This is a genomic window from Kitasatospora sp. NEAU-CNBT7, assembly GCF_057220535.1.
Window position 1 is genome coordinate 23,327 of record NZ_JBXQQB010000014.1, and the last position, 21,478, is coordinate 44,804.

The window sequence follows — 21,478 nt, forward strand, 5'->3', positions numbered from 1 at the left end:
TGGCGGGAACGGGCGGTTGTGTTTTTTTCCCCTCTTTTAGGAGGAAAAAGCGGAAACCCCAGGCCCGGGGTGGAACAGGAGAGGAGATCAGTTGTGCGCGTGAAGCTCCGCGTTGAGACCGCCCCAGGAGCCGGAGCGGGCGATGACCTCGACCGCGCCGCTCTGCGAGTTCCGGCGGAACAGCAGGTTGTCCTGGCCGGACAGCTCCACCGCCTTGGCGATCTTGCCGTCCGGGGTGGTCACCCGGGTGCCGGCGGTGACGTACAGACCGGCCTCGACCACGCAGTCGCTGCCGAGCGAGATACCGATACCGGCGTTGGCGCCGAGCAGGCAGCGCTCGCCGACCGAGACGACCTGCTTGCCGCCGCCGGACAGGGTGCCCATGATCGAGGCGCCGCCGCCGATGTCGCTGTGGTCGCCGACCACCACACCCGCGCTGATCCGGCCCTCCACCATCGAGGTGCCGAGGGTGCCCGCGTTGAAGTTCACGAAGCCCTCGTGCATCACGGTGGTGCCCTCGGCCAGGTGGGCGCCGAGCCGGACCCGGTCCGCGTGCGCGATCCGCACGCCGCCCGGCGCGACGTAGTCCGTCATCCGCGGGAACTTGTCGATGCCGTACACGGCGAGCTGGCCGCCCTGCGAGCGGACGGCGAGCCGGGCCTGTTCGACCCGGTCCACCGGCACCGGCCCGATGCTGGTCCAGGCGACGTTGGCCAGCAGACCGAAGATGCCGTCCAGGTTCTGGCCGTGCGGCTTGACCAGGCGGTGGCTGAGCAGGTGGAGCCGGAGGTAGGCGTCGTGCGCGTCGAGCGGCTTGTCGTCCAGCGAGGAGATCACGGTGCGCACCGCGACGATCTCGACGCCGCGGCGGGCGTCGCCGCGCAGCGCCTCGGAGGCACCCGGGCCGATCGCGGCCTCGGCCTCCTCGGCGGTCAGCCGTACGGTGCCGGCCTGGCCGGGCTCGTCGGCCAGCTCCGGCGCGGGGTACCAGGTGTCGAGGATGGTGCCGTCCGCGGTGACGGTGGCCAGACCGGCGGCGACGGCACCGCGTGCGAGGGAGGAGGTTTCAGCAGTCACACGGTGCACGTTAACCAATCCCGGTCGCCGTTGCCGAAAGCGCCCATCGTGCGGACGCCGTGCCGGGCCCCGCCGGAGGCCTGCCGGAGCACCGCCGCCCGCCTGCGGGCGGGCCGCCTGGCGGAGCCCGGGCACCGGCCCACCGGCCAAAACCCGGTGACCGGCGAGGCGCCACTCCGCGATACTCGGACAGGTGTTCATCTCGATCTCCACCACAGGCACGGCCGAACGGCCCGCCACTGACCTGGGATTTCTGCTCCACAAGCACCCCGACAAGGTGCAGCGGTTCTCGACGTCCCACGGCGTGGCCCATGTCCTCTACCCCGAGGCGGCCGAGGCGGCGTGCACGGCAGTGCTGCTCCTCGAGGTCGACCCCGTCGCGCTGGTCCGCCAGGGCCGGGGCAAGGGTCGCGGCGGCTCGCCCGACTTCGCGTTGGCCCAGTACGTCAACGACCGGCCCTACGCCGCGTCCTCGCTGCTCGCGGTGGCGCTGCGGACGGTCTTCCGCTCAGCGATGAAGGGCGTCTGCGAGCTGCGTCCCGGTCTCGCCGAGCAGCCGCTTCCGCTGCGGATCTCGCTTCCCGCGGTGCCCGCCAACGGCACCGGTGACGGTGGCGGAGCCGACCTGGTGACCAGGCTGTTCGAACCGCTCGGCTGGCAGGTCGACGCGGCGCAGCTCCCGCTGGACGAGACCTTCCCCGAGTGGGGCGCCTCCCGCTACGTCCGACTCACCCTGACCGGCACGGTCCGGCTGTCCGATGCGCTCCAGCAGCTGTACGTCCTGCTGCCGGTGCTCGACGGGGCCAAGCACTACTGGGTGGCACCTGACGAGGTCGACAAGCTGCTCGCCGCGGGCGAGGGCTGGCTGGGCACCCACCCCGAGCTGGCCCTGATCACCCGTCGGTACCTGGCCCGCCGCTGGTCGCTCACCCGGCTGGCGCTGGAACGCCTTGCCCTGGCCCGGCTGGCCGAGGCCGACGACCGAGAGGTGGAGGAGGTGGACAACGCAGTCGACGACCTCCCCGAGGACCAGGAGATCGAGGGCACCGCCGAGACGTCGCCGGCCGGGACGTCGCTGGGCGGGACGCCGCTCGCCGAGAGGGCGCCGGGCGAGGAGTCGTCCGCGGAGTCGTCCACCGGGGCGCCGTCCGTCGGGCTGCCCGCCGAGGCCAAGTCCGTCCCGCTCGCGGTCCAGCGCCGGGAGGCGATCGTCGCCGCGCTGCACGAGACCGGGGCCGCCCGGGTGCTCGACCTGGGCTGCGGACAGGGCGAGCTGGTCGGGGCGCTGCTCAAGGACGTCCGGTTCACCGAGGTGCTCGGGGTGGACGTGTCCTCCCGTGCCCTGGCCGCCGCCGCGCGTAAGCTGCGGCTGGACCGGATGACCGAGCGTCAGTCGGCCCGGGTCAAGTTGGTCCAGGGCGCCCTGACCTACACCGACGCGCGCCTCAAGGGCTACGACGCGGCCGTGCTCTCCGAGGTCGTCGAGCACCTCGACCTGCCCCGGCTGCCGGCCCTGGAGTACGCGGTGTTCGGCGCCGCCCGCCCGGCGTCCGTCATCGTGACCACACCCAACGTCGAGTACAACGTCCGCTGGGAGACCCTCCCGGCCGGCCACGTCCGGCACGCGGACCACCGCTTCGAGTGGACCCGCGCGGAGTTCGCCTCCTGGGCCGACGAGGTGGCCCGCAAGTACGGCTACACCGTCAGCCTCCGTCCGGTCGGCCCCTGGGACGACGAGGTCGGCGCGCCGACCCAGCTCGCGCTGTTCCGCATCGGCGGGGCAGCGGACACCACCACTTCGCAGGAAGGGAGCGCGACCCGATGACCACCGACGCAGCACAGCCCGCCGAGGCCGCGCAGCCCGGCAACGCCGAAACCGCGCCCGAGACGGCGCCCGAGACTGTGACCGCCGACGCCGACGTCAGCGCCACCAGCGGCGCCACCACCGATGCCCCGGCGTACGAGCCGCGCCGCCTGCCCGTCACCGACGTCTCCCTCGTGGTGCTGATCGGGACCACCGGAGCCGGCAAGTCCAGCTTCGCCCGCAAGCACTTCAGGCCCACCGAGGTGGTCTCCTCGGACTTCTGCCGCGGCCTGGTCGCCGACGACGAGAACGACCAGTCGGCCTCCTCCGACGCCTTCGACGTCCTGCACTACATCGTCGGCAAGCGGCTCGCGGCCGGCCGGCTCACCGTCGTGGACGCCACCAACGTGCAGCAGGAGGCCCGCAAGCAGCTCATCGCGCTGGCGCGCGCGCACGACGTTCTGCCGATCGCCATCGTGCTCGACATCCCCCCGGCCGTCTGTGCCGAGCGCAACCGGCACCGCCCCGACCGGCAGCTCCCGCCGCACGTCATCCCGCGCCAGCAGCGCGAGCTGCGCCGTTCGCTGCGCGGCCTGGAACGCGAGGGCTTCCGCAAGGTCCACATCCTGCGCGGCGAGGCCGAGGTGGCGGCGGCCGAGATTGTGACCGAGAAGCGTTACAACGACCTCCGGCACCTCACCGGCCCGTTCGACATCGTCGGTGACATCCACGGCTGCCGCTCCGAGCTGGAGACGCTGCTCGAGCGCCTCGGCTACACCCTCACCCGGGACGACCAGGGCCGGCCGGTCGACGCCGTGCACCCCGAGGGCCGCACCGCGGTGTTCGTCGGTGACCTGGTCGACCGCGGCCCCGACACCCCCGGCGTCCTGCGCCTGGTGATGGGCATGGTCCGGGCCGGCCACGCGATCTGCGTGCCCGGAAACCACGAGAACAAGCTCGGCCGACACATGGCCGGCCGCAAGGTCACCGTCTCGCACGGCCTCCAGGAGTCGCTGGACCAGCTGGCTGCGGAGCCGGAGGAGTTCCGCGCCGAGGTCCGCGCCTTCATGCGCGACCTGGTCAGCCACTACCTCCTCGACGGCGGCGCCCTGGTGGTCTGCCACGCCGGCCTGCCCGAGAAGTACCACGGCCGCAACTCCGGCCGGGTGCGCTCGCACGCCCTCTACGGCGACACCACCGGCGAGACCGACGAGTACGGCCTGCCGGTGCGCTACCCGTGGGCCGAGGAGTACCGCGGCAAGGCGCTGGTGGTCTACGGCCACACGCCGGTGCCCGTCGCGAGCTTCGTCAACAACACCATCTGCCTGGACACCGGCTGCGTCTTCGGCGGCAGCCTCACCGCCCTGCGCTACCCCGAGCGCGAGCTGGTGAGCGTGCCGGCCGAGCAGGAGTGGTACGCCCCGGTCCGTCCGATGCACACGGACGCCCCCGGTTCCCGGGAGGGCCGCCCGCTGGACCTCGGCGACGTGGCCGGCCGCCGGATCGTGGAGACCGCCCACCACGGGCGGGTGTCGATCCGGGAGGAGAACGCGGCGGCGGCGCTGGAGGTGATGAGCCGGTTCGCGCTCGACCCCCGGCTGCTCAGCTACCTGCCGCCGACCATGGCGCCCTGCGCGACCTCGCGCCGCGAGGGCTACCTGGAGCACCCCGAGGAGGCGTTCCTCGCCTACGCGCACGACGGGGTGCGGCAGGTGGTGTGCGAGGAGAAGCACATGGGTTCGCGTGCCGTGGTGCTGGTGGCCCGCGACGACGCCGCCCTGGAGAAGCGGTTCGACCTGGCCGGACCGGGTGCGATCTGGACCAGGACGGGCCGGGCGTTCCTCGGCGACGAGGAGCTGACCGCGGCCGTTCTCGACCGGGTCCGCGCCGCCGCCGAGCGGGCCGGACTGTTCGACGAGCTGGAGACCGGCTGGCTGCTGCTCGACGCCGAACTGATGCCCTGGTCGCTCAAGGCCGCCGAGCTGCTGCGGCGCCAGTACGCGGCGGTCGGCGCGGCGGCCGGTGCCGCACTGCCGCAGGTCCTCGCGGCGCTGGAGCTGGCCGCCGGCCGCGGCCTGGAGGTCGCCGAACTGACGGCCCAGCAGCGGCAGCGCGCGGCGGACGCGGAGGCGTTCACCGCCGCCTACCGCCGCTACTGCTGGCCGACCGAGGGGCTCTCCGGCATCCGCCTGGCACCCTTCCAGGTGCTGGCCGCCGAGGGCGCCAACCTCGCCGTGCGCCCGCACGACGAGCACCTCGGCTGGATCGACCGGCTGGTCGACGCGGACGACCCGGCCGCGCCGATCCTCCGGCGCACCGGCCGGCTGGTGGTGGACACCTCGGACGAGGCCTCGGTCGCGGCCGGTGTGGCCTGGTGGGAGGAGCTCACCGCGGAGGGCGGCGAGGGCATGGTGGTCAAGCCGCTGGCCTCGCTGGTCCGGGGCGGTGCGGACGGCCGGCTGGTCCAGCCGGGGGTCAAGGTCCGCGGCCGCGAGTACCTGCGGATCATCTACGGTCCGGACTACACCCAGTACCTGGACCAGCTGCGCCAGCGCTTCCTCGGCCACAAGCGCTCGCTCGCCCTGCGCGAGTACGCCCTCGGCCTGGAGGCACTGGACCGGCTGGCGGCCGGGGAGCCGCTGTGGCGGGTGCACGAGCCGGTGTTCGCGGTGCTGGCGCTGGAGTCGGAGCCGGTGGACCCGAGGCTGTAGCCAGGGCCAGGGCTCTCACCACCCGGCGACCGTCACCGCTCGGTGGCCGCCGCCACCCGGCATCGGCCATGCCACCACCCGGCGACCGCCGCTGCCAGGCGGCCTCCACCCGGCGACCGTCACCACTCGGTGGCTGTGCCGCCGTCCGGCCCCACGGCGAACAGCCGGGGCACCCCGGGAGTTTCCGGGATGTCCCGCGCGCCGTGGGGCCGCCGCCATCCCCGGGATGCATATAAATTCTGCCAGTCGTATACACTTCCCGTCTCGGTCCGCCGAGTAGCCCCGATCCGCCAGACGACCCAGGAGCCCGGCATGGCCTTCAACCTCCGGAACCGGCACTTGCTCAAGGAGCTGGACCTCACGCCCCAGGAGTTCCGGCACCTGGTGGATCTGGCCGCCCAGCTCAAGGCCGCCAAGTACGCGGGCACCGAGCAGCCCCGGCTGCGCGGCAAGAACATCGCCTTGATCTTCGAGAAGACCTCCACCCGGACCCGGTGCGCCTTCGAGGTCGCCGCCCACGACCAGGGCGCCTCCACCACCTACCTCGACCCGGCCGGCTCGCAGCTCGGCCACAAGGAGTCGATCAAGGACTCGGCCCGGGTGCTCGGCCGGATGTTCGACGGCATCGAGTACCGCGGCTACGGCCAGGAGATCGTCGAGGAGCTGGCCGCGCACGCGGGCGTGCCGGTGTGGAACGGCCTCACCGACGAGTGGCACCCGACCCAGATGCTCGCCGACGTCCTCACCATCAGGGAGCACTCGACCAAGCCGCTCGCCGACGTGACGCTGGTCTACCTCGGCGACGCCCGCTTCAACACCGGCAACTCCCTGCTGGTCACCGGCGCCCTGCTCGGCATGGACATCCGGATCGTCGCCCCGCAGCAGCTCTGGCCGGCCGAGGAGGTCCGCAAGGCCGCCGAGGAGCTGGCCGGGCGGACCGGTGCCCGGATCACTCTCACCGAGGACGTCGCGGCCGGGGTGGCGGGCGCGGACTTCCTCTACACCGACGTCTGGGTGTCGATGGGGGAGCCGAAGGAGGTCTGGGCCGACCGCGTCGCAATGCTGAAGCCGTACCAGGTCTCGATGGACACCGTCCGGGCCACCGGCAACCCGGCGGTTCGGTTCCTGCACTGCCTGCCCGCGTATCACGACCTCGGCACCGAGGTCGGCCGGCAGCTGTACGAGGCGACCGGGATGACCGAACTGGAGGTCACCGACGAGCTCTTCGAGTCGCACCACTCGGTCGTCTTCGACCAGGCCGAGAACCGCCTCCACACCATCAAGGCCGTCCTGGTCGCGACCCTGGGCTGACGTCCCGAGCGTCCCGGCGCTCAGAAGTCGACGTTCACGCAGGCCACCCGCTCGGCCGCCGGGTGCGCCCCGGCCGGGTCGCCCGCGTGCAGCACCAGGGAGTGGGCCGCGCCCGTCCGGAAGGCCCAGGGCACGGCCGTCAGGGCGCTGCCGGACCCGGCGGCGTCGGTGCGGACGGTGGTGCGGGCCTCGTTGCGGTCGTTGGCGTAGGCGGGGTCGGTGGACGGCTGCACCGGGTCGGCCCGGTCCTGGTAGTGCGGCCCGGAGGCGGCGGGGTCGGCGCTGCACCGCCCGGTGTGGACGTGGGCCGGGAAGAGGCGCCCCGGGGCGACCCCGGTCAGCTCGACCGTGACCACTGTCCGCCCCGCGCCGCGCTCGACGGTGACCCGGGCGTGTGCGCCGTACGGCACGAGGTCCCGGGCGTAGCTGATCGCCACCGGCGGGACGAACGCCGAGGCCGGGTCGAAGTCGGCGTCCACCACCGTCGGCAGCGCCGCGGCCGGCAGCGGGAAGGCCTGCAGCGGGAAGGTCGGCGGCCCGGCGGCGGTGGCCGGTGCCGGCGGTACCCCGGGCAGCAGGGCGAGCGGCGCCAGAGCGGTGGCCAGGGTGGCGAGCGGGACGGTCATCGGGCGGACCTTTCGGACGGCGGGCCGGGCACCGCCCACCGTGGCGCCCGGACTCCTCGCGCCGCACGCCGCCGTGCCGACGCCCGTCCAAGCTCACCCGTACGAGACCGGCCCACCCGCACTCACGAGACCCGGCCCGCGCACACGCGAGACCCGGCCCGCGCACACGCGAGACCCAGCCCACCCGCACACGAGACCCGGCCCATGGGCCCGCCCTCCCGCCCGGCCCCGCCAAGTCCTCCTGCCAGTCCTTCTGCCGGTCCTCCCGCCCCGCCCGCCCGCCCGGTCAGCCCGCCGGTCAGCCCTTCGGCCCGCCCGCCGCCCCGATGCCGCGGATCTCGCAGCGCGGACCGCTCGCCCGCATCAGCCGCAGGTCCGCGGTGACGAGGGGCGCCCCGAGCTGCTCGGCGACGGCCACGTAGGCGGCGTCGTCCGGCGTGAGGTTGTCCTTGAGCTCCCAGATCCGGCCGAGCAGCGCGGTGACCTCGACCCTGCGGATGGCGATCCGGGGGAGTTCCGCCGCCAGCTCGGCGACCCGGGCGGCGTCGACCTGCCGGGCGAGGTACAGCCCGCGCAGGGACTGCATCACCTCGATCAGGACGTGTTCGGGCGCTGCCCAGTCGGTCTCGGCGGCCAGCGCGGCCCGGGCGGCGTCGCCCCGTTCGCCCTCGTCCGCCAAGGCCAGGACCAGGGCTGATGCGTCGACAACTATCACCGGGCCGGCCCCCTGCCTGAAGGATCTTCGAACGCGGTCCACGGTAGCGCGGCCACCGCCCTGTCGGTGGCCGCGGCTGCGGTTGCGGCGGCCGGTCGGCAGGTGAAGTTTGGAGAGGATGCCCGGGCATGCCTGCCTTCGTCCCGCCGACGGGCATGCACTATGGTTTATCTCGACGTCGAGATAACTACACGCTATGATTTATCTTGACATCAAGATACTTGCCGAGAGGCGCACGCCTTCCATCGTGGCGAGGCGGAGCCTAAGTAAGGCTTACCTTACCACTGGGTGGACCTAGAAGGAGTCAGTCGTGTCCGCGAACAGCTTCGACGCCCGCAGCTCGCTGCAGGTGGGCGACGAGTCGTACGAGATCTTCAAGCTCTCCGCCGTCGAGGGTTCCGAGCGGCTGCCCTACAGCCTCAAGGTCCTGCTGGAGAACCTGCTCCGCACCGAGGACGGCGCGAACATCACCGCCGACCACATCCGCGCCCTGGGCGGCTGGGACCCGATGGCCGAGCCGTCCGAGGAGATCCAGTTCACCCCGGCCCGCGTGATCATGCAGGACTTCACCGGTGTTCCGTGCGTCGTCGACCTCGCCACCATGCGCGAGGCCGTCAAGGACCTCGGCGGCGACCCGGCGAAGATCAACCCGCTGGCCCCGGCCGAGCTGGTCATCGACCACTCCGTCATCGCCGACAAGTTCGGCACCCCGGACGCCTTCGTCCAGAACGTCGAGATCGAGTACGGCCGCAACAAGGAGCGCTACCAGTTCCTGCGCTGGGGCCAGACCGCGTTCGACGAGTTCAAGGTCGTCCCGCCCGGCACCGGCATCGTCCACCAGGTCAACATCGAGCACCTGGCCCGCACGGTCATGGTCCGTAACGGCCAGGCGTACCCCGACACCTGCGTCGGCACCGACTCGCACACCACCATGGTCAACGGCCTGGGCGTGCTGGGCTGGGGCGTCGGCGGCATCGAGGCCGAGGCCGCGATGCTCGGCCAGCCGGTCTCCATGCTGATCCCGCGCGTGGTCGGCTTCAAGCTCAACGGCCAGCTCCCGGCCGGCACCACCGCCACCGACCTGGTGCTCACCATCACCGAGATGCTGCGCAAGCACGGTGTGGTCGGCAAGTTCGTCGAGTTCTACGGCGAGGGCGTCACCTCGATCCCGCTGGCGAACCGCGCCACCATCGGCAACATGTCGCCGGAGTTCGGCTCGACCTGTGCGATCTTCCCGATCGACGCCGAGACCATCAACTACCTGAAGCTCACCGGCCGCGACGAGCAGCAGCTCGCCCTGGTCGAGGCGTACGCCAAGGAGCAGGGCCTGTGGCACGACCCGTCGGTCGAGCCGGTCTTCTCCGAGTACCTGGAGCTGGACGTCTCCACCGTCGTCCCGTCGATCTCCGGCCCGAAGCGCCCGCAGGACCGCGTGATCCTCTCCGAGGCCGCGCAGAAGTTCGCCGAGGCGCTGCCGACGTACTCCTCCGAGGCGTCGAAGCCGACCACCGTCACCGCCCCTGACGGCACCTCGTACGCGATCGACAACGGCGCGGTCGTGATCGCCTCGATCACCTCCTGCACCAACACCTCCAACCCCTCCGTCATGCTGGGCGCCGCCCTGCTGGCGAAGAAGGCCGTGGAGAAGGGCCTCACGGTCAAGCCGTGGGTCAAGACCACCCTGGCCCCCGGGTCCAAGGTCGTCATGGACTACTACGAGAAGGCCGGCCTGCTCCCGTACATGGAGAAGCTGGGCTTCAACCTGGTCGGCTACGGCTGCGTCACCTGCATCGGCAACTCGGGCCCGCTGCCCGAGGAGGTCTCGGCCGCCGTCAACGAGTCCGACCTCGCGGTCGTCTCGGTGCTCTCCGGCAACCGCAACTTCGAGGGCCGGATCAACCCGGACGTCAAGATGAACTACCTGGCGTCCCCGCCGCTGGTGGTCGCCTACGCCCTGGCCGGCAACATGAACATCGACATCACCAAGGACGCCCTGGGCCAGGACGCCGACGGCAACGACGTCTTCCTCGCCGACATCTGGCCCTCCGAGCAGGAGGTCGCCGACACCGTCGCCGGCTCCATCGACGAGGCCATGTTCGACAAGGGCTACCAGGACGTCTTCGCCGGTGACCACCGCTGGCAGTCGCTCCCGGTCCCGACCGGCAACACCTTCGAGTGGGACGCCGAGTCCACCTACGTCCGCAAGCCCCCGTACTTCGAGGGCATGGCGAAGACCCCGAGCCCGGTGAACGACATCGCCGGCGCCCGCGTCCTCGCCAAGCTGGGCGACTCGGTCACCACCGACCACATCTCCCCGGCCGGCAACATCAAGCCGGGCACCCCGGCGGCGCAGTACCTCACCGAGCACGGCGTGGAGAAGCGTGACTTCAACTCCTACGGCTCGCGCCGTGGCAACCACGAGGTCATGATCCGCGGCACCTTCGCCAACATCCGCCTGCGCAACCAGATCGCGCCGGGCACCGAGGGCGGCTACACCCGCGACTTCACCCAGGCCGACGCGCCGGTGTCGTTCATCTACGACGCCTCGCAGAACTACCAGGCCGCCGGCGTCCCGCTGGTCGTCCTGGCAGGCAAGGAGTACGGCTCCGGCTCGTCCCGCGACTGGGCGGCCAAGGGCACCGCGCTGCTCGGCGTCAAGGCCGTCATCGCCGAGTCCTACGAGCGCATCCACCGCTCCAACCTGATCGGCATGGGCGTGCTGCCGCTGCAGTTCCCGGCCGGCCAGAACGCCGAGTCCCTGGGCCTGACCGGCGAGGAGACCTTCTCCTTCACCGGTGTCACCGAGCTCAACGAGGGCCGCACCCCGAAGACCGTCAAGGTCACCGCGGGTGACGTCACCTTCGACGCGGTCGTGCGCATCGACACCCCCGGCGAGGCGGACTACTACCGCAACGGCGGCATCCTGCAGTACGTGCTGCGCAGCCTGATCAACGGCTGACCCGTACCCCGTACGGCGACCGGGCCGCACCCCTTCACCGGGGTGCGGCCCGGTCCGCGTTGCGGCACACCCCTTGTGCGGGGTACCGCTCGTGGACTAAACCTCTTTGTCAGCTTGGTCCAGACCATTTGACGCTGATTCAGAGAAAGCCACGGGTCTTCTCACATGCGCATGCTCAGTCGTACCGCAGCCGCCCTCGCCGCCGCCACGGTGGCCGCCGCCGTCGCCTCGCCCGCCGCCCTGGCCCAGGACCGCGTCCCGCGCCTGCAGGGGCAGCGGGTGGGCTACTTCACCCAGTGGGGCATCTACGGCGGCTTCTCCGCCAGGAAGGTGCAGGACTCCGGCCAGGCCGGCCGGCTCACCGTCCTCAACTACGCCTTCGGCAACGTGTCCGCCGACGGCACCTGCTTCGAGGCCAACGCCGCGGGCGTCGGCGACGCCTGGGCCGACTACCAGCGCCCGGTCGGCGCCGAGGAGTCGGTGGACGGCCGGGCCGACACCGCCGAGCAGCCGCTGAAGGGCAACTTCAACCAGCTGCGCAAGCTCAAGGCCGCCAACCCGCAGCTCAGGGCGGTGGTCTCGCTCGGCGGCTGGTCCTGGTCGAAGTACTTCTCCGACGCGGCCCTCACCGACGCCTCCCGCAAGAAGTTCGTCGCCTCCTGCCTCGACCTCTACCTCAAGGGCGACCTGCCGCAGCTCGGTTCCGCCGAGGGCGGCGCCGGTGCGGGCGCCGGGGTCTTCGACGGCATCGACATCGACTGGGAGTACCCGGGCGGCGGCGGCGATCCGGGCAACGTGGTGCGCCCCGAGGACGGCCACAACTACACCCTGCTGATGCAGGAGTTCCGCCGTCAGCTGGATGCGCTCGGCGCCAGGTCCCGGACGCACTACCTGCTCACCGCCGCGGTGCCCGCCAACGAGGCGCGGGCCGACCGGCTGGAGATCCGCCAGGTCGCCAGGTCGGTGGACTGGCTGAACCTGATGACCTACGACCTGCACGGCACCTGGGAGGCGCAGGGGCCGACCGACCACAGCGCCAACCTCTACTCCGACCGCGCCGACCCGGCCGCCGACAACCGGGGCTACAGCGCGGACCGGGTGGTCCGGCACTACCTGGACAAGGGGCTGCCGGCCCGCCAGGCCGTCCTCGGGGTGCCCTTCTACGGCTACGGCTGGACGGGCGTGCCGGCCGGTCCGAAGGCCGGGCTGTACCAGAGCGCGACCGGCCCGGCGCGTGGCGGGAACCTGCCGTACAACCAGATCAAGGACCTGCCCGGCACCGTGCACTACGACCGGCTGCACGGTGCGACCTGGAAGTACGACGGCACCGAGTTCTGGTCGTACGACACCCCCGAGCTGCTGGCCCGCAAGGCCCAGTACACCCGCTGGAACGGGCTTGGGGGCGTGATGATGTGGGCATTGGACAACGATGACGCCCAGGGCACGCTGGTCAGGGCCCTGGACCGGGGGCTCGGCGGCAGCGGGCGCTGATCCACCGCGGCCGGCCCGCCGGCGTGCTGGACGCGCGGCTTCGCCACATCACAGTTCTGGTTCGGTGATGCGCGAAGCTGCGCGTTTCTATGTTCAAACGCGCATGATCGCGCTACATTCTCGGTCATCGACGGGGCGCGAGCGCAATATGCAGGCTCCCTGCACATTGCACATGCTGCACCGCCGACAACGCTTTGACCGTTACCCGGCACATCCGGCGGTCGGACTATTGCCGCCAGATGAACAGTGGACTATACCTTTGCGCATCGAAGAAAACCGCCTCTGACCGGCACCTTTGCCGCTAGGCGCGCCTGACCGAACAGGAATTGACCCTCCGTCAGACCTGTCTGCTTCTTCTCTGGACACCGAGGGGTTTGGGCACTCATGGGCTCTGCAACCGAGTACAACCGTCGTGACATCTTCAAGCGGGCCGCCGGCATCGCCGTGCTCGCGGCCGGCGGCGGCTCGCTGCTCGCCGCCTGCGCCGGTGGTACCGGCGGCAGCAGTGACAAGGGCTCCAAGGGGGCGGGCGGCTTCAACCTGAGCGACGCCAAGAACCCGTTCGGGGTGAAGGAGGCCGACGGCCTCGAGGTCTTCATCTTCGACGGCGGCTACGGCAACGAGTACGCGAAGGCCTTCGAGGCCATCTACTCGAAGAGCTACCCCGGCGCCAAGATCAACCACCAGGCCGACAAGGACGTCACCGGCAAGCTGCAGCCGCGCTTCAACGCCGGCTCCCCGCCGGACGTCATCGACGACTCCGGCGCCAAGCAGATCAAGCTGGACGTGCTCGCCGACTCCAACCAGCTGACCGAGCTCACCCCGCTGCTGGACGCGCCGTACATCGACGACCCGTCGAAGAAGGTCCGGGACGTGCTGATGCCGGGCACCATCGAGTCCGGCACCATCAAGGGCAAGGTCTACAACCTGTCCTACGTCTACACCGTGTTCGGCTTCTGGTACTCCAACAAGCTGTTCAAGGACCACGGTTGGACCCCGCCGAAGACCTGGGCCGAGTTCATCGACCTCTGCGGCAAGATCAAGGCCGCCGGCATCGCCCCGGTCGCCCACCAGGGCAAGTACCCGTACTACATCAACGTCGTCATGATGGACATGATCGCCAAGCAGGGCGGCCTCGACCTCATGAAGCGGATCGACGGCCTGGACGCCGCCGCCTGGGACGACCCGGCCGTCAAGACCGCGGTCGAGGCGTTCTACCAGATCGTCTCCAAGGACTTCCTGCTCCCCGGCACCAACGGCATGACCCACACCGAGTCGCAGACCGCGTGGAACCAGTACAAGGCCGCGTTCATCCCGTCCGGCTCCTGGCTGGAGAACGAGCAGCTCGCCTCCACCCCCGCCGACTTCGACATGGCGTTCCTGCCGATGCCGTCGCTGCCCGGCGACAAGCTGCCCTTCGAGGCGATCCGGGCCGGCGCCGGCGAGCCGTTCATCGTCCCGGCCAAGGCCAAGAACGTCGCGGGCGGCCTGGAGCTCCTGCGGATGATGCTGACCAAGGAGGCCTCGGGCAAGTTCGCCCAGACCGCCAACAGCCTCACCTGCCTCAAGGACGGTGTCGGCCCGGAGGTCAAGCTGAAGCCCGGCACCGCGTCCACCGTGGTCGCCCTCAAGGCGGCCGGCGCCAACACCTTCAACTTCCAGTACCCGAACACCGCCAGCAAGTTCGACGAGGACCTGCAGAACGCCTCGGGTGAGCTGATGGCCGCGCGCATCGATCCCGCCGAGTGGATCAAGCGGGCCAAGGAGTCGGCCACCAAGAACAAGACCGCCTGACCAGCGGAGTTTTCAGAGCGCACCGGGGGCCCCGAACCGCCCCCGGTGCCTCTTGCCCGAGGACAGGAGAAGTGGCGATGCGTCACGGCAAGTACCCCTTCATCGTGGGGTTCCTCTTTCTTCCGATCGTGCTGTACGTGGGACTGGTGCTCTGGCCCTACGCGCAGACCTTCGGATACTCCCTGACCGACTGGTCGGGACAGAGCCAGGAGATGAACTTCGTCGGCCTGGACAACTACGCGAAACTCCTCGATGACGAGGTCTTCCTCGGCGCGATCTGGCACAACCTGCTGCTGCTGATCCTGCTGCCGCTGGTCACCATCCTGATCGCGCTGTTCTTCGCCTTCATGCTCAACGTCGGCGGCAAGGGCGGCACCGGCGGCGTCCAGGGCGTGCGCGGGGCCTCCTTCTACAAGGTGGTCTTCTTCTTCCCGCAGGTCCTGTCGATCGCGATCCTCGCGGTGCTCTGGGGCGCGGTCTACCGCACCGACGGCGCGGGCCTGGCCAACGGCGTCCTGATCAAGCTCGGCCTGGCCGACGCGGCCCACCCGGTGCAGTGGCTGTCCGACCCGGACATGGTCATGTGGTGCGTGCTGGCGGTGCTGGTCTGGTCCGGCGTCGGCTTCTACCTGGTGCTCTTCTCGGCCGCCATGCAGGGCATCCCGAAGGACATCTACGAGGCGGCCCTGCTCGACGGCGCCAAGCGCGGCCAGACCTTCCTCAAGATCACCCTGCCGCTGCTGTGGGAGACCGTCCAGACCGCCTGGGTGTACCTCGCGATCGTCGCCATGGACGCCTTCGCCCTGGTCTCCAGCATCACGCCCGGCGCCTACTTCGGCGGCGGCCCTGACCACCACAGCGAGTTGATCTCCACCTACCTGATGCGCAGCTTCCTGCGCAACGGTGAGGCCGGCTACGCCTGCGCCATGGGTGTGGTGATCTTCTTCTTCACGCTGATCCTGTCCGTCGTCTCGCTCTGGGCCACCAAGCGTGACCGGATCGAGTACTGAGCGGGGCCATCGACATGAGCACTAGCACCGACACCAACCCGGCCGTCCCCGCCCAGCGGGCGGCGGGGCGGCCGAAGGCCGACCGGACCACCCGGTTCGGCGAGGGCGGCGGCGTCCTCAACGTCTTCTCGCACGGCTTCCTCGCCGTCTGGGCCCTGCTGATCATCTTCCCGCTGGTCTGGGTCGTCCTCGGCTCCTTCAAGACCGACGCGCAGATCAACGGCAGCGCCTGGTCCTGGCCGGCCAGCTGGGGCTTCGACGCCTTCACCCGAGCCTGGTCCAAGGGCATCGGCGGCTTCTTCCTCAACACCCTGATCGTGCTCGCCGGTTCGCTCACGCTCACCATGCTGCTCGGCGGCATGGCCGCCTACGTGCTGGCCCGCTACGAGTTCAAGGGCAACAAGGCGATCTACTACCTGTTCGTGGCCGGCTCGATGTTCCCGGTCTACCTCGCCCTGGTCCCGCTGTTCTTCATGGTCCGCAACCTGGGCGAGATCACCCCGCTGCTCGGCCTCAACAGCTACCTCGGCCTGATCCTGGTGTACGTGGCGTACTCGCTGCCCTTCACCGTGTTCTTCCTGTACTCGTTCTTCCGCACGCTGCCCACCGCCGTGCACGAGGCGGCGATGCTGGACGGCTGCTCGCACACCCGGGCGTTCTTCCAGATCATGGTGCCGATGGCCAAGCCCGGCCTGGTCAGCGTCGCCATCTTCAACGTGCTCGGCCAGTGGAACCAGTACATCCTGCCGGTCACCCTGATGCAGCCCACCACGGCCGGCGAGGCCGACCACTCGATGCTCGCCCAGGGCCTGGTCAACCTGGCCCTGCAGTCCGGGTACAAGAGCGACGCGCCGGCCCTGTTCGCCGGCATGACCATCGCGATGCTCCCGGTGCTGGTGGTCTACCTGTCCTTCCAGCGGCAGGTCCAGGCGGGCCTCACCTCCGCCACCCTCAAGTAGCCCGCGCCCCACGCGCAGACGGACGGCCGCCCGGGAACCCCCGGGCGGCCGTCCGCCGTCACGGCCCCGTCAGCCCCGGTCGCGGTCCTGCGCCCGCAGCGCCCGCGCCAGGTTGTCCCGGCACTCCAGCACCAGCCGGCGCAGTGCGGGCGCCGCCTGCGGATGCGCGTCCAGCCAGGCGTCGGTGGCCTCCAGCGTCGGGCGCTCGGTCTGCAGCCGGGGGAAGAAGCCGCCGACGATCCGCATCGCGATCTCGATGCTGCGCTGCGCCCAGACCTGCTCCAGCAGCTCGAAGTAGGCGTCGGTGTAGCCGGCCGTCAGCTCCCGCTGACCGGGCTGCGCGAAGCCCGCGATCTGCGCCTCCACCAGCGCGTTGGGCAGCTCGTCGGAGTCCACCACCGCTGCCCAGGCGGCCGCCTTCGCCCCCGGGGTGGGCAGCGCCGCCAGGCACTTGACCGCCCGCTGCTTGCCGCTGGCGGTGTTGTCCCGCCGCAGCTCGCCCTCGATCTCCCCGGCGGTGGCCGACCCGGCCGCGGCCAGCGCGAGCCAGAACTCCCAGCGCAGCTCCTGGTCGATGGCCAGGCCGTCGATCCGGGCGGTGCCGTCCAGCAGCCCGGTCAGCAGCTGCAGGTGCTCCGCGCCCTCGGCGACCGTGGCCAGGAAGCGGGCCCAGGCCAACTGGTGGTCGCTGCCCGGCTCGGCGGCCCGCAGCTCGCGCAGCGCGCACTCGGCCAGCAGCCGGCCGCCCTCGTCCCGCCAGGCGGGGTCGGCGTAGTAGTCGAGCGCCGCCCTGGCCTGCTGGTGCAGCGACTGCAGCACCCCGATGTCGGACTCCTGCCCGGCGAAGCGCAGCACCAGGTCGAGGTAGTCGCGGGCGGGCATCAGCGCGTCCCGGGTCAGGTTCCAGGCCGCTGACCACGCCAGCGCCCGGGCCAGGGGATCGGCCATCGCGCCGAGGCCCGACCGCAGGGTGGCCAGTGACACCTCGTCGAACCGCACCTTGCAGTACGTCAGGTCCTCGTCGTTGACCAGCACCAGCGCCGGCCGCGGCCGGCCCGCCGGGACCTCCACCACCGTCCGGGCCCCGGCGATGTCGGCCTCCACCCGGCCGGTGCGCACCAGCGCGCCGGACCCGTCCAGGTCGTACAGGCCGATCGCCACCCGGTGCGGGCGCAGGGTTTCGCCGTCCTGCAGCACCGCCAGCTCGGTGATCCGGCCCTCGGCGTCGCAGGTCACCTGCGGGGTCAGCGAGTTGACGCCCGAGGTCTCCAGCCAGGAGGCCGACCAGGACTTCAGGTCGCGGCCGCTGGTCTCCTCCAGGGCGCCCAGCAGGTCGCCGAGGACGGTGTTGCCGTAGGCGTGCCGCTGGAAGTAGCGGCGGGCGCCCTCGAAGAAGGCGTCCCGGCCGACGTACGCCACCAGCTGCTTGAGCACCGAGGCGCCCTTGGCGTAGGTGATGCCGTCGAAGTTGAGCTTGGCGTCCTCCAGGTCCCGGATGTCCGCCGTGATCGGGTGGGTGGTCGGGTACTGGTCCTGCTGGTACGCCCAGGCCTTGCGGCGGTTGGCGAAGGTGATCCAGGCGGCCCGGTAGCGGGTGCCGGCCCCGATCAGGCCGAACGAGCCCATGAAGTCCGCGAAGGACTCCTTCAGCCACAGGTCGTCCCACCACTTCATGGTGACCAGGTCGCCGAACCACATGTGCGCCATCTCGTGCAGGATGACGTTGGCCCGGCCCTCGTACGCGGCCTCGGTGACCTTCGAGCGGAAGACGAACTCCTCCCGGAAGGTGACGCAGCCCGGGTTCTCCATCGCGCCGATGTTGTACTCGGGGACGAAGCACTGGTCGTACTTGCCGAACGGGTACGGGTAGTCGAACTCCTGGTGGAAGAAGTCCAGCCCCTGCTTGGTGACGGTGAGGATCTCGTCCGCGTCGAAGTGCTCGGCCAGCGACCGGCGGCAGGTCGCCGCCAGCGGGATCTCCAGGGCGGTGCCGTCGGGCAGCTCCCGGCGGTAGTGGTCGCGCACCACGTGGTACGGGCCGGCGACCACCGCGGTCAGGTAGGTGGAGATCGGCCGGGTGGGGGCGAACCGCCAGACCCGGGCCGCGCCCTCCTCCTGCACCGCCTCGTGGACCGCGTTGGCGTATACGTCCCAGGCGGCCGGCGCGGTGACCGTGAAGGAGAACGGCGCCTTCAGGTCGGGCTGCTCGAAGTTGGCGAACACCCGGCGGGCGTCGGCCGGCTCGAAGTGGGTGTACAGGTAGGTCTCGCCGTCGACCGGGTCGGTGAAGCGGTGCAGACCCTCACCGGTCCGGCTGTAGGCGCAGTCCGCGTCCACCACCAGCACGTTGTGCGCGGCCAGGTCCGGCAGCGCCACCCGGGTGCCGTCGAAGACCTCCGCCGGATCCAGCGCCCGGCCGTTCAGCGTCACCGAGCGCACGCCCGGCGCCAGCAGGTCGGCGAAGCTGTCCGCGCCCGGGGTGGCGGCACGGAACGTCAGCGTGGTGGTGGAGCGGAAGGTCGCGGACGCGGGATCCGGTGCGGAGGTCAGGTCCAGGTGGACGCGGTAGCTCTCCACCTCGATCAGACCGGCCCGCTTCTGGGCTTCCTCGCGGCTCAGGTTCTTGCCCGGCACGGTGGTACTCCTGTCCGTATGAGCCCGGTGGGGCTGGGGTGCCGGGCGCATCCTTTCATGCTCGGCGCCACGTACCATTGCACAGCTCGGGCGGAATCAGCCGCCGATCCGCGGTGTTGAGCGCTAGGTCAGAGCGACCCCGCACCCGTTGACCGAAGGGCACCGTCCGTGACGACCGCAGACTCCCGCAAGATCGCCGACTTCTGGTTCGACCCGATCTGCCCCTGGGCCTGGATGACCTCCCGCTGGATGCTCGAGGTCGAGCAGCTGCGCCCGGTGGACACCAAGTGGCACGTGATGAGCCTCTCGGTGCTCAACGAGAACCGCGACGAGCTGCCGCAGCAGTACAAGGACCTGCTGGCCAAGGGCTGGGGCCCGGTCCGGGTCCTGATCGCCGCCGCCCAGCTGCACGGCGACAAGGTGCTCGGCCCGCTCTACACCGAGCTCGGCACCCGCTTCCACAACCAGGGCCTGCCGAACGAGCGCGCCACCATCGAGGCCGCGCTGGTCGCCGCCGGCCTGCCGGCCGAGCTGGCCGACGCCGCCGACACCGACGCCTACGACGAGGCGCTGCGCGCCTCCCACCAGGAGGGCATCTCGCTGGTCGGCGAGGACGTCGGCACCCCGGTGATCGCGGTGGACGGCCCGGACGGCGACCGGGTCGCCTTCTTCGGCCCGGTGGTCACCCCCACCCCGCGCGGCGAGGCCGCCGCCCGGCTCTGGGACGGCACCGTCCTGGTCGCCTCCACCCCCGGGTTCTACGAGATCAAGCGCACCCGGACGGCGGGCCCGTCCTTCGAGTGACGGCTCTCCCCGGCAGTACGGAGGGGCCCGGTACGCGTGGTGCGTACCGGGCCCCTCGGCCGTTCCCGTCCGCCGTTCCCGGCCGTCGTCCCGCCGTGGCCGGGCCGTCGGCTCAGCTGGTGGTCGGCGCCTTGCGGACCGCGCCGACCACGGCCAGCACGGCCGTCAGCCCGAGCGTGAACCACAGCTGGATCCGGTTGCCGCTGTCCAGCGTCATCAGGGCCAGCACCGCGACGATGCCGCCGAGCGCCAGCCAGGTCAGGTACGGGAAGGCCCACATCCGCACGGTCAGCTGCTCGGGCGCCTCACGCTCCAGCCGGCGGCGCATCCGCAGCTGGGCGACGGCGATGAAGGCCCAGACCACCAGGACGGCCGCGCCGACCATGTTGAGCAGCCAGCTGAACACGGTGGTCGGCCACCAGTAGCTGAGCAGCACCGCGAGGAAGCCGAAGGCCGAGGAGGCCAGCACCGCCATCCGCGGCACCCCGCCGGAGACCTTGGCCAGCGCCTTGGGGCCCTGGCCGCGGCTGACCAGCGAGTAGGCCATCCGGGAGGAGCCGTAGATGTTGGCGTTCATCGCCGACAGCAGGGCGATCAGCACGACCACCCGCATCAGGTCGCCGGAGTGCGGGATGCCGATCCGGTTCAGCACCGCGACGTACGGGCCGGACCCGGTGACCGCCGGGTCGTTCCACGGCACCAGGGTGACCACCACGGCCATCGAGCCGACGTAGAACACGGCGATCCGCCACATCGCGGTGCGCACGGCGGTGGCGACGCTGCGCCGGGGGTCCTTCGACTCGGCGGCCGCGATGGTCACCGTCTCCAGGCCGCCGTAGGCGAACACCGAGGCCAGCAGACCGGTGATCAGGCCGGTGGTGCCGTGCGGGAAGAAGCCGCCCGCGCCGGTCAGGTTGGCGGTGCCCGGGGAGGGCGTGCCCGGCAGCACCCCGGTGATCGCCAGGACGCCGATCACCAGGAAGGCGGCGATGGCCGCGACCTTCACGGCGGCGAACCAGAACTCGAACTCGCCGAAGTTCTTCACGGCGGACAGGTTGGCCGCGCAGAAGAAGCTCATGAAGATGGCCACCCAGACCCAGGACGCCACCCCCGGCAGCCAGTGCGCCATGATCCCGGCCGCGCCGATCGCCTCCGCGGCGACGCCGACGCACAGCAGGGTCCAGAACAGCCAGCCCACGGTGAGCCCGGCCCACCGGCCGATCTCCCGTTCGGCGTGCACCGAGAACGAGCCGCTGGCCGGGTGGGCCGCCGACATCTCGCCCAGCATCCGCATCACCAGCATGACCAGCAGCCCGGAGAGGGCGAAGGCCAGCACGATGGACGGGCCGGCGGCGGCGATGCCGGCGCCGGAGCCGACGAACAGCCCGGCGCCGATCACCCCGCCGAGCGCGATCATCGACAGGTGGCGCTGCTTGAGGCCGTGCGAGAGCCGGCCCTCGGCGGGGGCGGCCGTGGTGGTGGGGGAGGAGGCGACGGGAACGTCGGACCGGTCCTGGGCGGGCGGTCGGGTGGGGGTCGACATCGGGTCGGATCCAGACTGTTCGGATAGCGGAGGATTCGCC

At 71.2% G+C, this 21,478-nt stretch carries 14 protein-coding genes; 9 read left to right on the forward strand and 5 right to left on the reverse strand.

Annotated elements, in window-relative coordinates; all coding sequences use genetic code 11:
- Positions 1-87 precede the first annotated feature (87 nt).
- Positions 88-1,077: a 2,3,4,5-tetrahydropyridine-2,6-dicarboxylate N-succinyltransferase gene (gene dapD / locus AC2TEW_RS19475; RefSeq protein WP_484624627.1), complete on the reverse strand. Its 990-nt coding sequence runs from the start codon at positions 1,075-1,077 to the stop codon at positions 88-90.
- Positions 1,078-1,270: 193 nt separating this feature from the next.
- Between dapD and AC2TEW_RS19480 the strand changes: the two genes are divergently transcribed.
- From AC2TEW_RS19480 to argF, 3 genes are all read left to right on the forward strand, one after another.
- Entirely contained in the window at positions 1,271-2,902 is a 1,632-nt protein-coding gene (locus AC2TEW_RS19480) for a 3' terminal RNA ribose 2'-O-methyltransferase Hen1 (RefSeq protein ID WP_484624628.1), read from the forward strand.
- Positions 2,899-5,592 (forward strand): polynucleotide kinase-phosphatase, encoded by a 2,694-nt coding sequence (locus AC2TEW_RS19485; protein WP_484624629.1) that lies wholly within the window; start codon positions 2,899-2,901, stop codon positions 5,590-5,592. Before AC2TEW_RS19480 ends, AC2TEW_RS19485 begins: the two co-directional genes overlap by 4 nt.
- 312 nt (positions 5,593-5,904) lie before the next feature.
- Positions 5,905-6,903: an ornithine carbamoyltransferase gene (gene argF, locus AC2TEW_RS19490; protein ID WP_484624630.1), complete on the forward strand. Its 999-nt coding sequence runs from the start codon at positions 5,905-5,907 to the stop codon at positions 6,901-6,903.
- A gap of 20 nt (positions 6,904-6,923) precedes the next feature.
- Here argF and AC2TEW_RS19495 read toward each other — a convergent pair whose 3' ends face one another.
- Both AC2TEW_RS19495 and AC2TEW_RS19500 read right to left on the reverse strand, forming a co-directional pair.
- Positions 6,924-7,529 carry a superoxide dismutase family protein gene (locus AC2TEW_RS19495; protein WP_484624631.1) on the reverse strand — a complete coding sequence of 202 codons (606 nt, stop codon included), beginning with the start codon at positions 7,527-7,529 and terminating at the stop codon, positions 6,924-6,926.
- A gap of 298 nt (positions 7,530-7,827) precedes the next feature.
- A complete protein-coding gene (locus AC2TEW_RS19500; RefSeq protein ID WP_484624632.1) occupies positions 7,828-8,244 on the reverse strand; it encodes a type II toxin-antitoxin system VapC family toxin in 417 nt (138 codons plus the stop codon).
- A 310-nt stretch (positions 8,245-8,554) separates the two neighbouring features.
- Between AC2TEW_RS19500 and acnA the strand changes: the two genes are divergently transcribed.
- The 5 genes from acnA (at position 8,555) to AC2TEW_RS19525 (ending at position 16,457) form a co-directional block, all read left to right on the forward strand.
- Positions 8,555-11,203 (forward strand): aconitate hydratase AcnA, encoded by a 2,649-nt coding sequence (gene acnA / locus AC2TEW_RS19505; protein WP_484624633.1) that lies wholly within the window; start codon positions 8,555-8,557, stop codon positions 11,201-11,203.
- Positions 11,204-11,374: 171 nt separating this feature from the next.
- Entirely contained in the window at positions 11,375-12,694 is a 1,320-nt protein-coding gene (locus AC2TEW_RS19510; RefSeq protein WP_484624634.1) for a glycoside hydrolase family 18 protein, read from the forward strand.
- Between the two features lie 384 nt (positions 12,695-13,078).
- Positions 13,079-14,488 (forward strand): N-acetylglucosamine/diacetylchitobiose ABC transporter substrate-binding protein, encoded by a 1,410-nt coding sequence (ngcE, locus tag AC2TEW_RS19515; protein ID WP_484624635.1) that lies wholly within the window; start codon positions 13,079-13,081, stop codon positions 14,486-14,488.
- 77 nt (positions 14,489-14,565) lie between these two features.
- Entirely contained in the window at positions 14,566-15,498 is a 933-nt protein-coding gene (locus AC2TEW_RS19520) for a carbohydrate ABC transporter permease (protein WP_484624636.1), read from the forward strand.
- Positions 15,499-15,512: 14 nt separating this feature from the next.
- The gene (locus AC2TEW_RS19525; protein WP_484624637.1) at positions 15,513-16,457 is read left to right on the forward strand and encodes a carbohydrate ABC transporter permease; all 945 of its coding nucleotides are present in this window, start codon (positions 15,513-15,515) and stop codon (positions 16,455-16,457) included.
- A gap of 69 nt (positions 16,458-16,526) precedes the next feature.
- Here the strand turns inward: AC2TEW_RS19525 and pepN are convergent, their stop codons facing one another.
- Positions 16,527-19,091 carry an aminopeptidase N gene (gene pepN, locus AC2TEW_RS19530; RefSeq protein WP_484624638.1) on the reverse strand — a complete coding sequence of 855 codons (2,565 nt, stop codon included), beginning with the start codon at positions 19,089-19,091 and terminating at the stop codon, positions 16,527-16,529.
- Positions 19,092-19,259: 168 nt separating this feature from the next.
- Between pepN and AC2TEW_RS19535 the strand changes: the two genes are divergently transcribed.
- Entirely contained in the window at positions 19,260-19,895 is a 636-nt protein-coding gene (locus AC2TEW_RS19535) for a mycothiol-dependent nitroreductase Rv2466c family protein (protein WP_484624639.1), read from the forward strand.
- 112 nt (positions 19,896-20,007) lie between these two features.
- Here the strand turns inward: AC2TEW_RS19535 and AC2TEW_RS19540 are convergent, their stop codons facing one another.
- Positions 20,008-21,438 carry an amino acid permease gene (locus tag AC2TEW_RS19540; protein WP_484624640.1) on the reverse strand — a complete coding sequence of 477 codons (1,431 nt, stop codon included), beginning with the start codon at positions 21,436-21,438 and terminating at the stop codon, positions 20,008-20,010.
- Between the last annotated feature and the right edge of the window lie 40 nt (positions 21,439-21,478).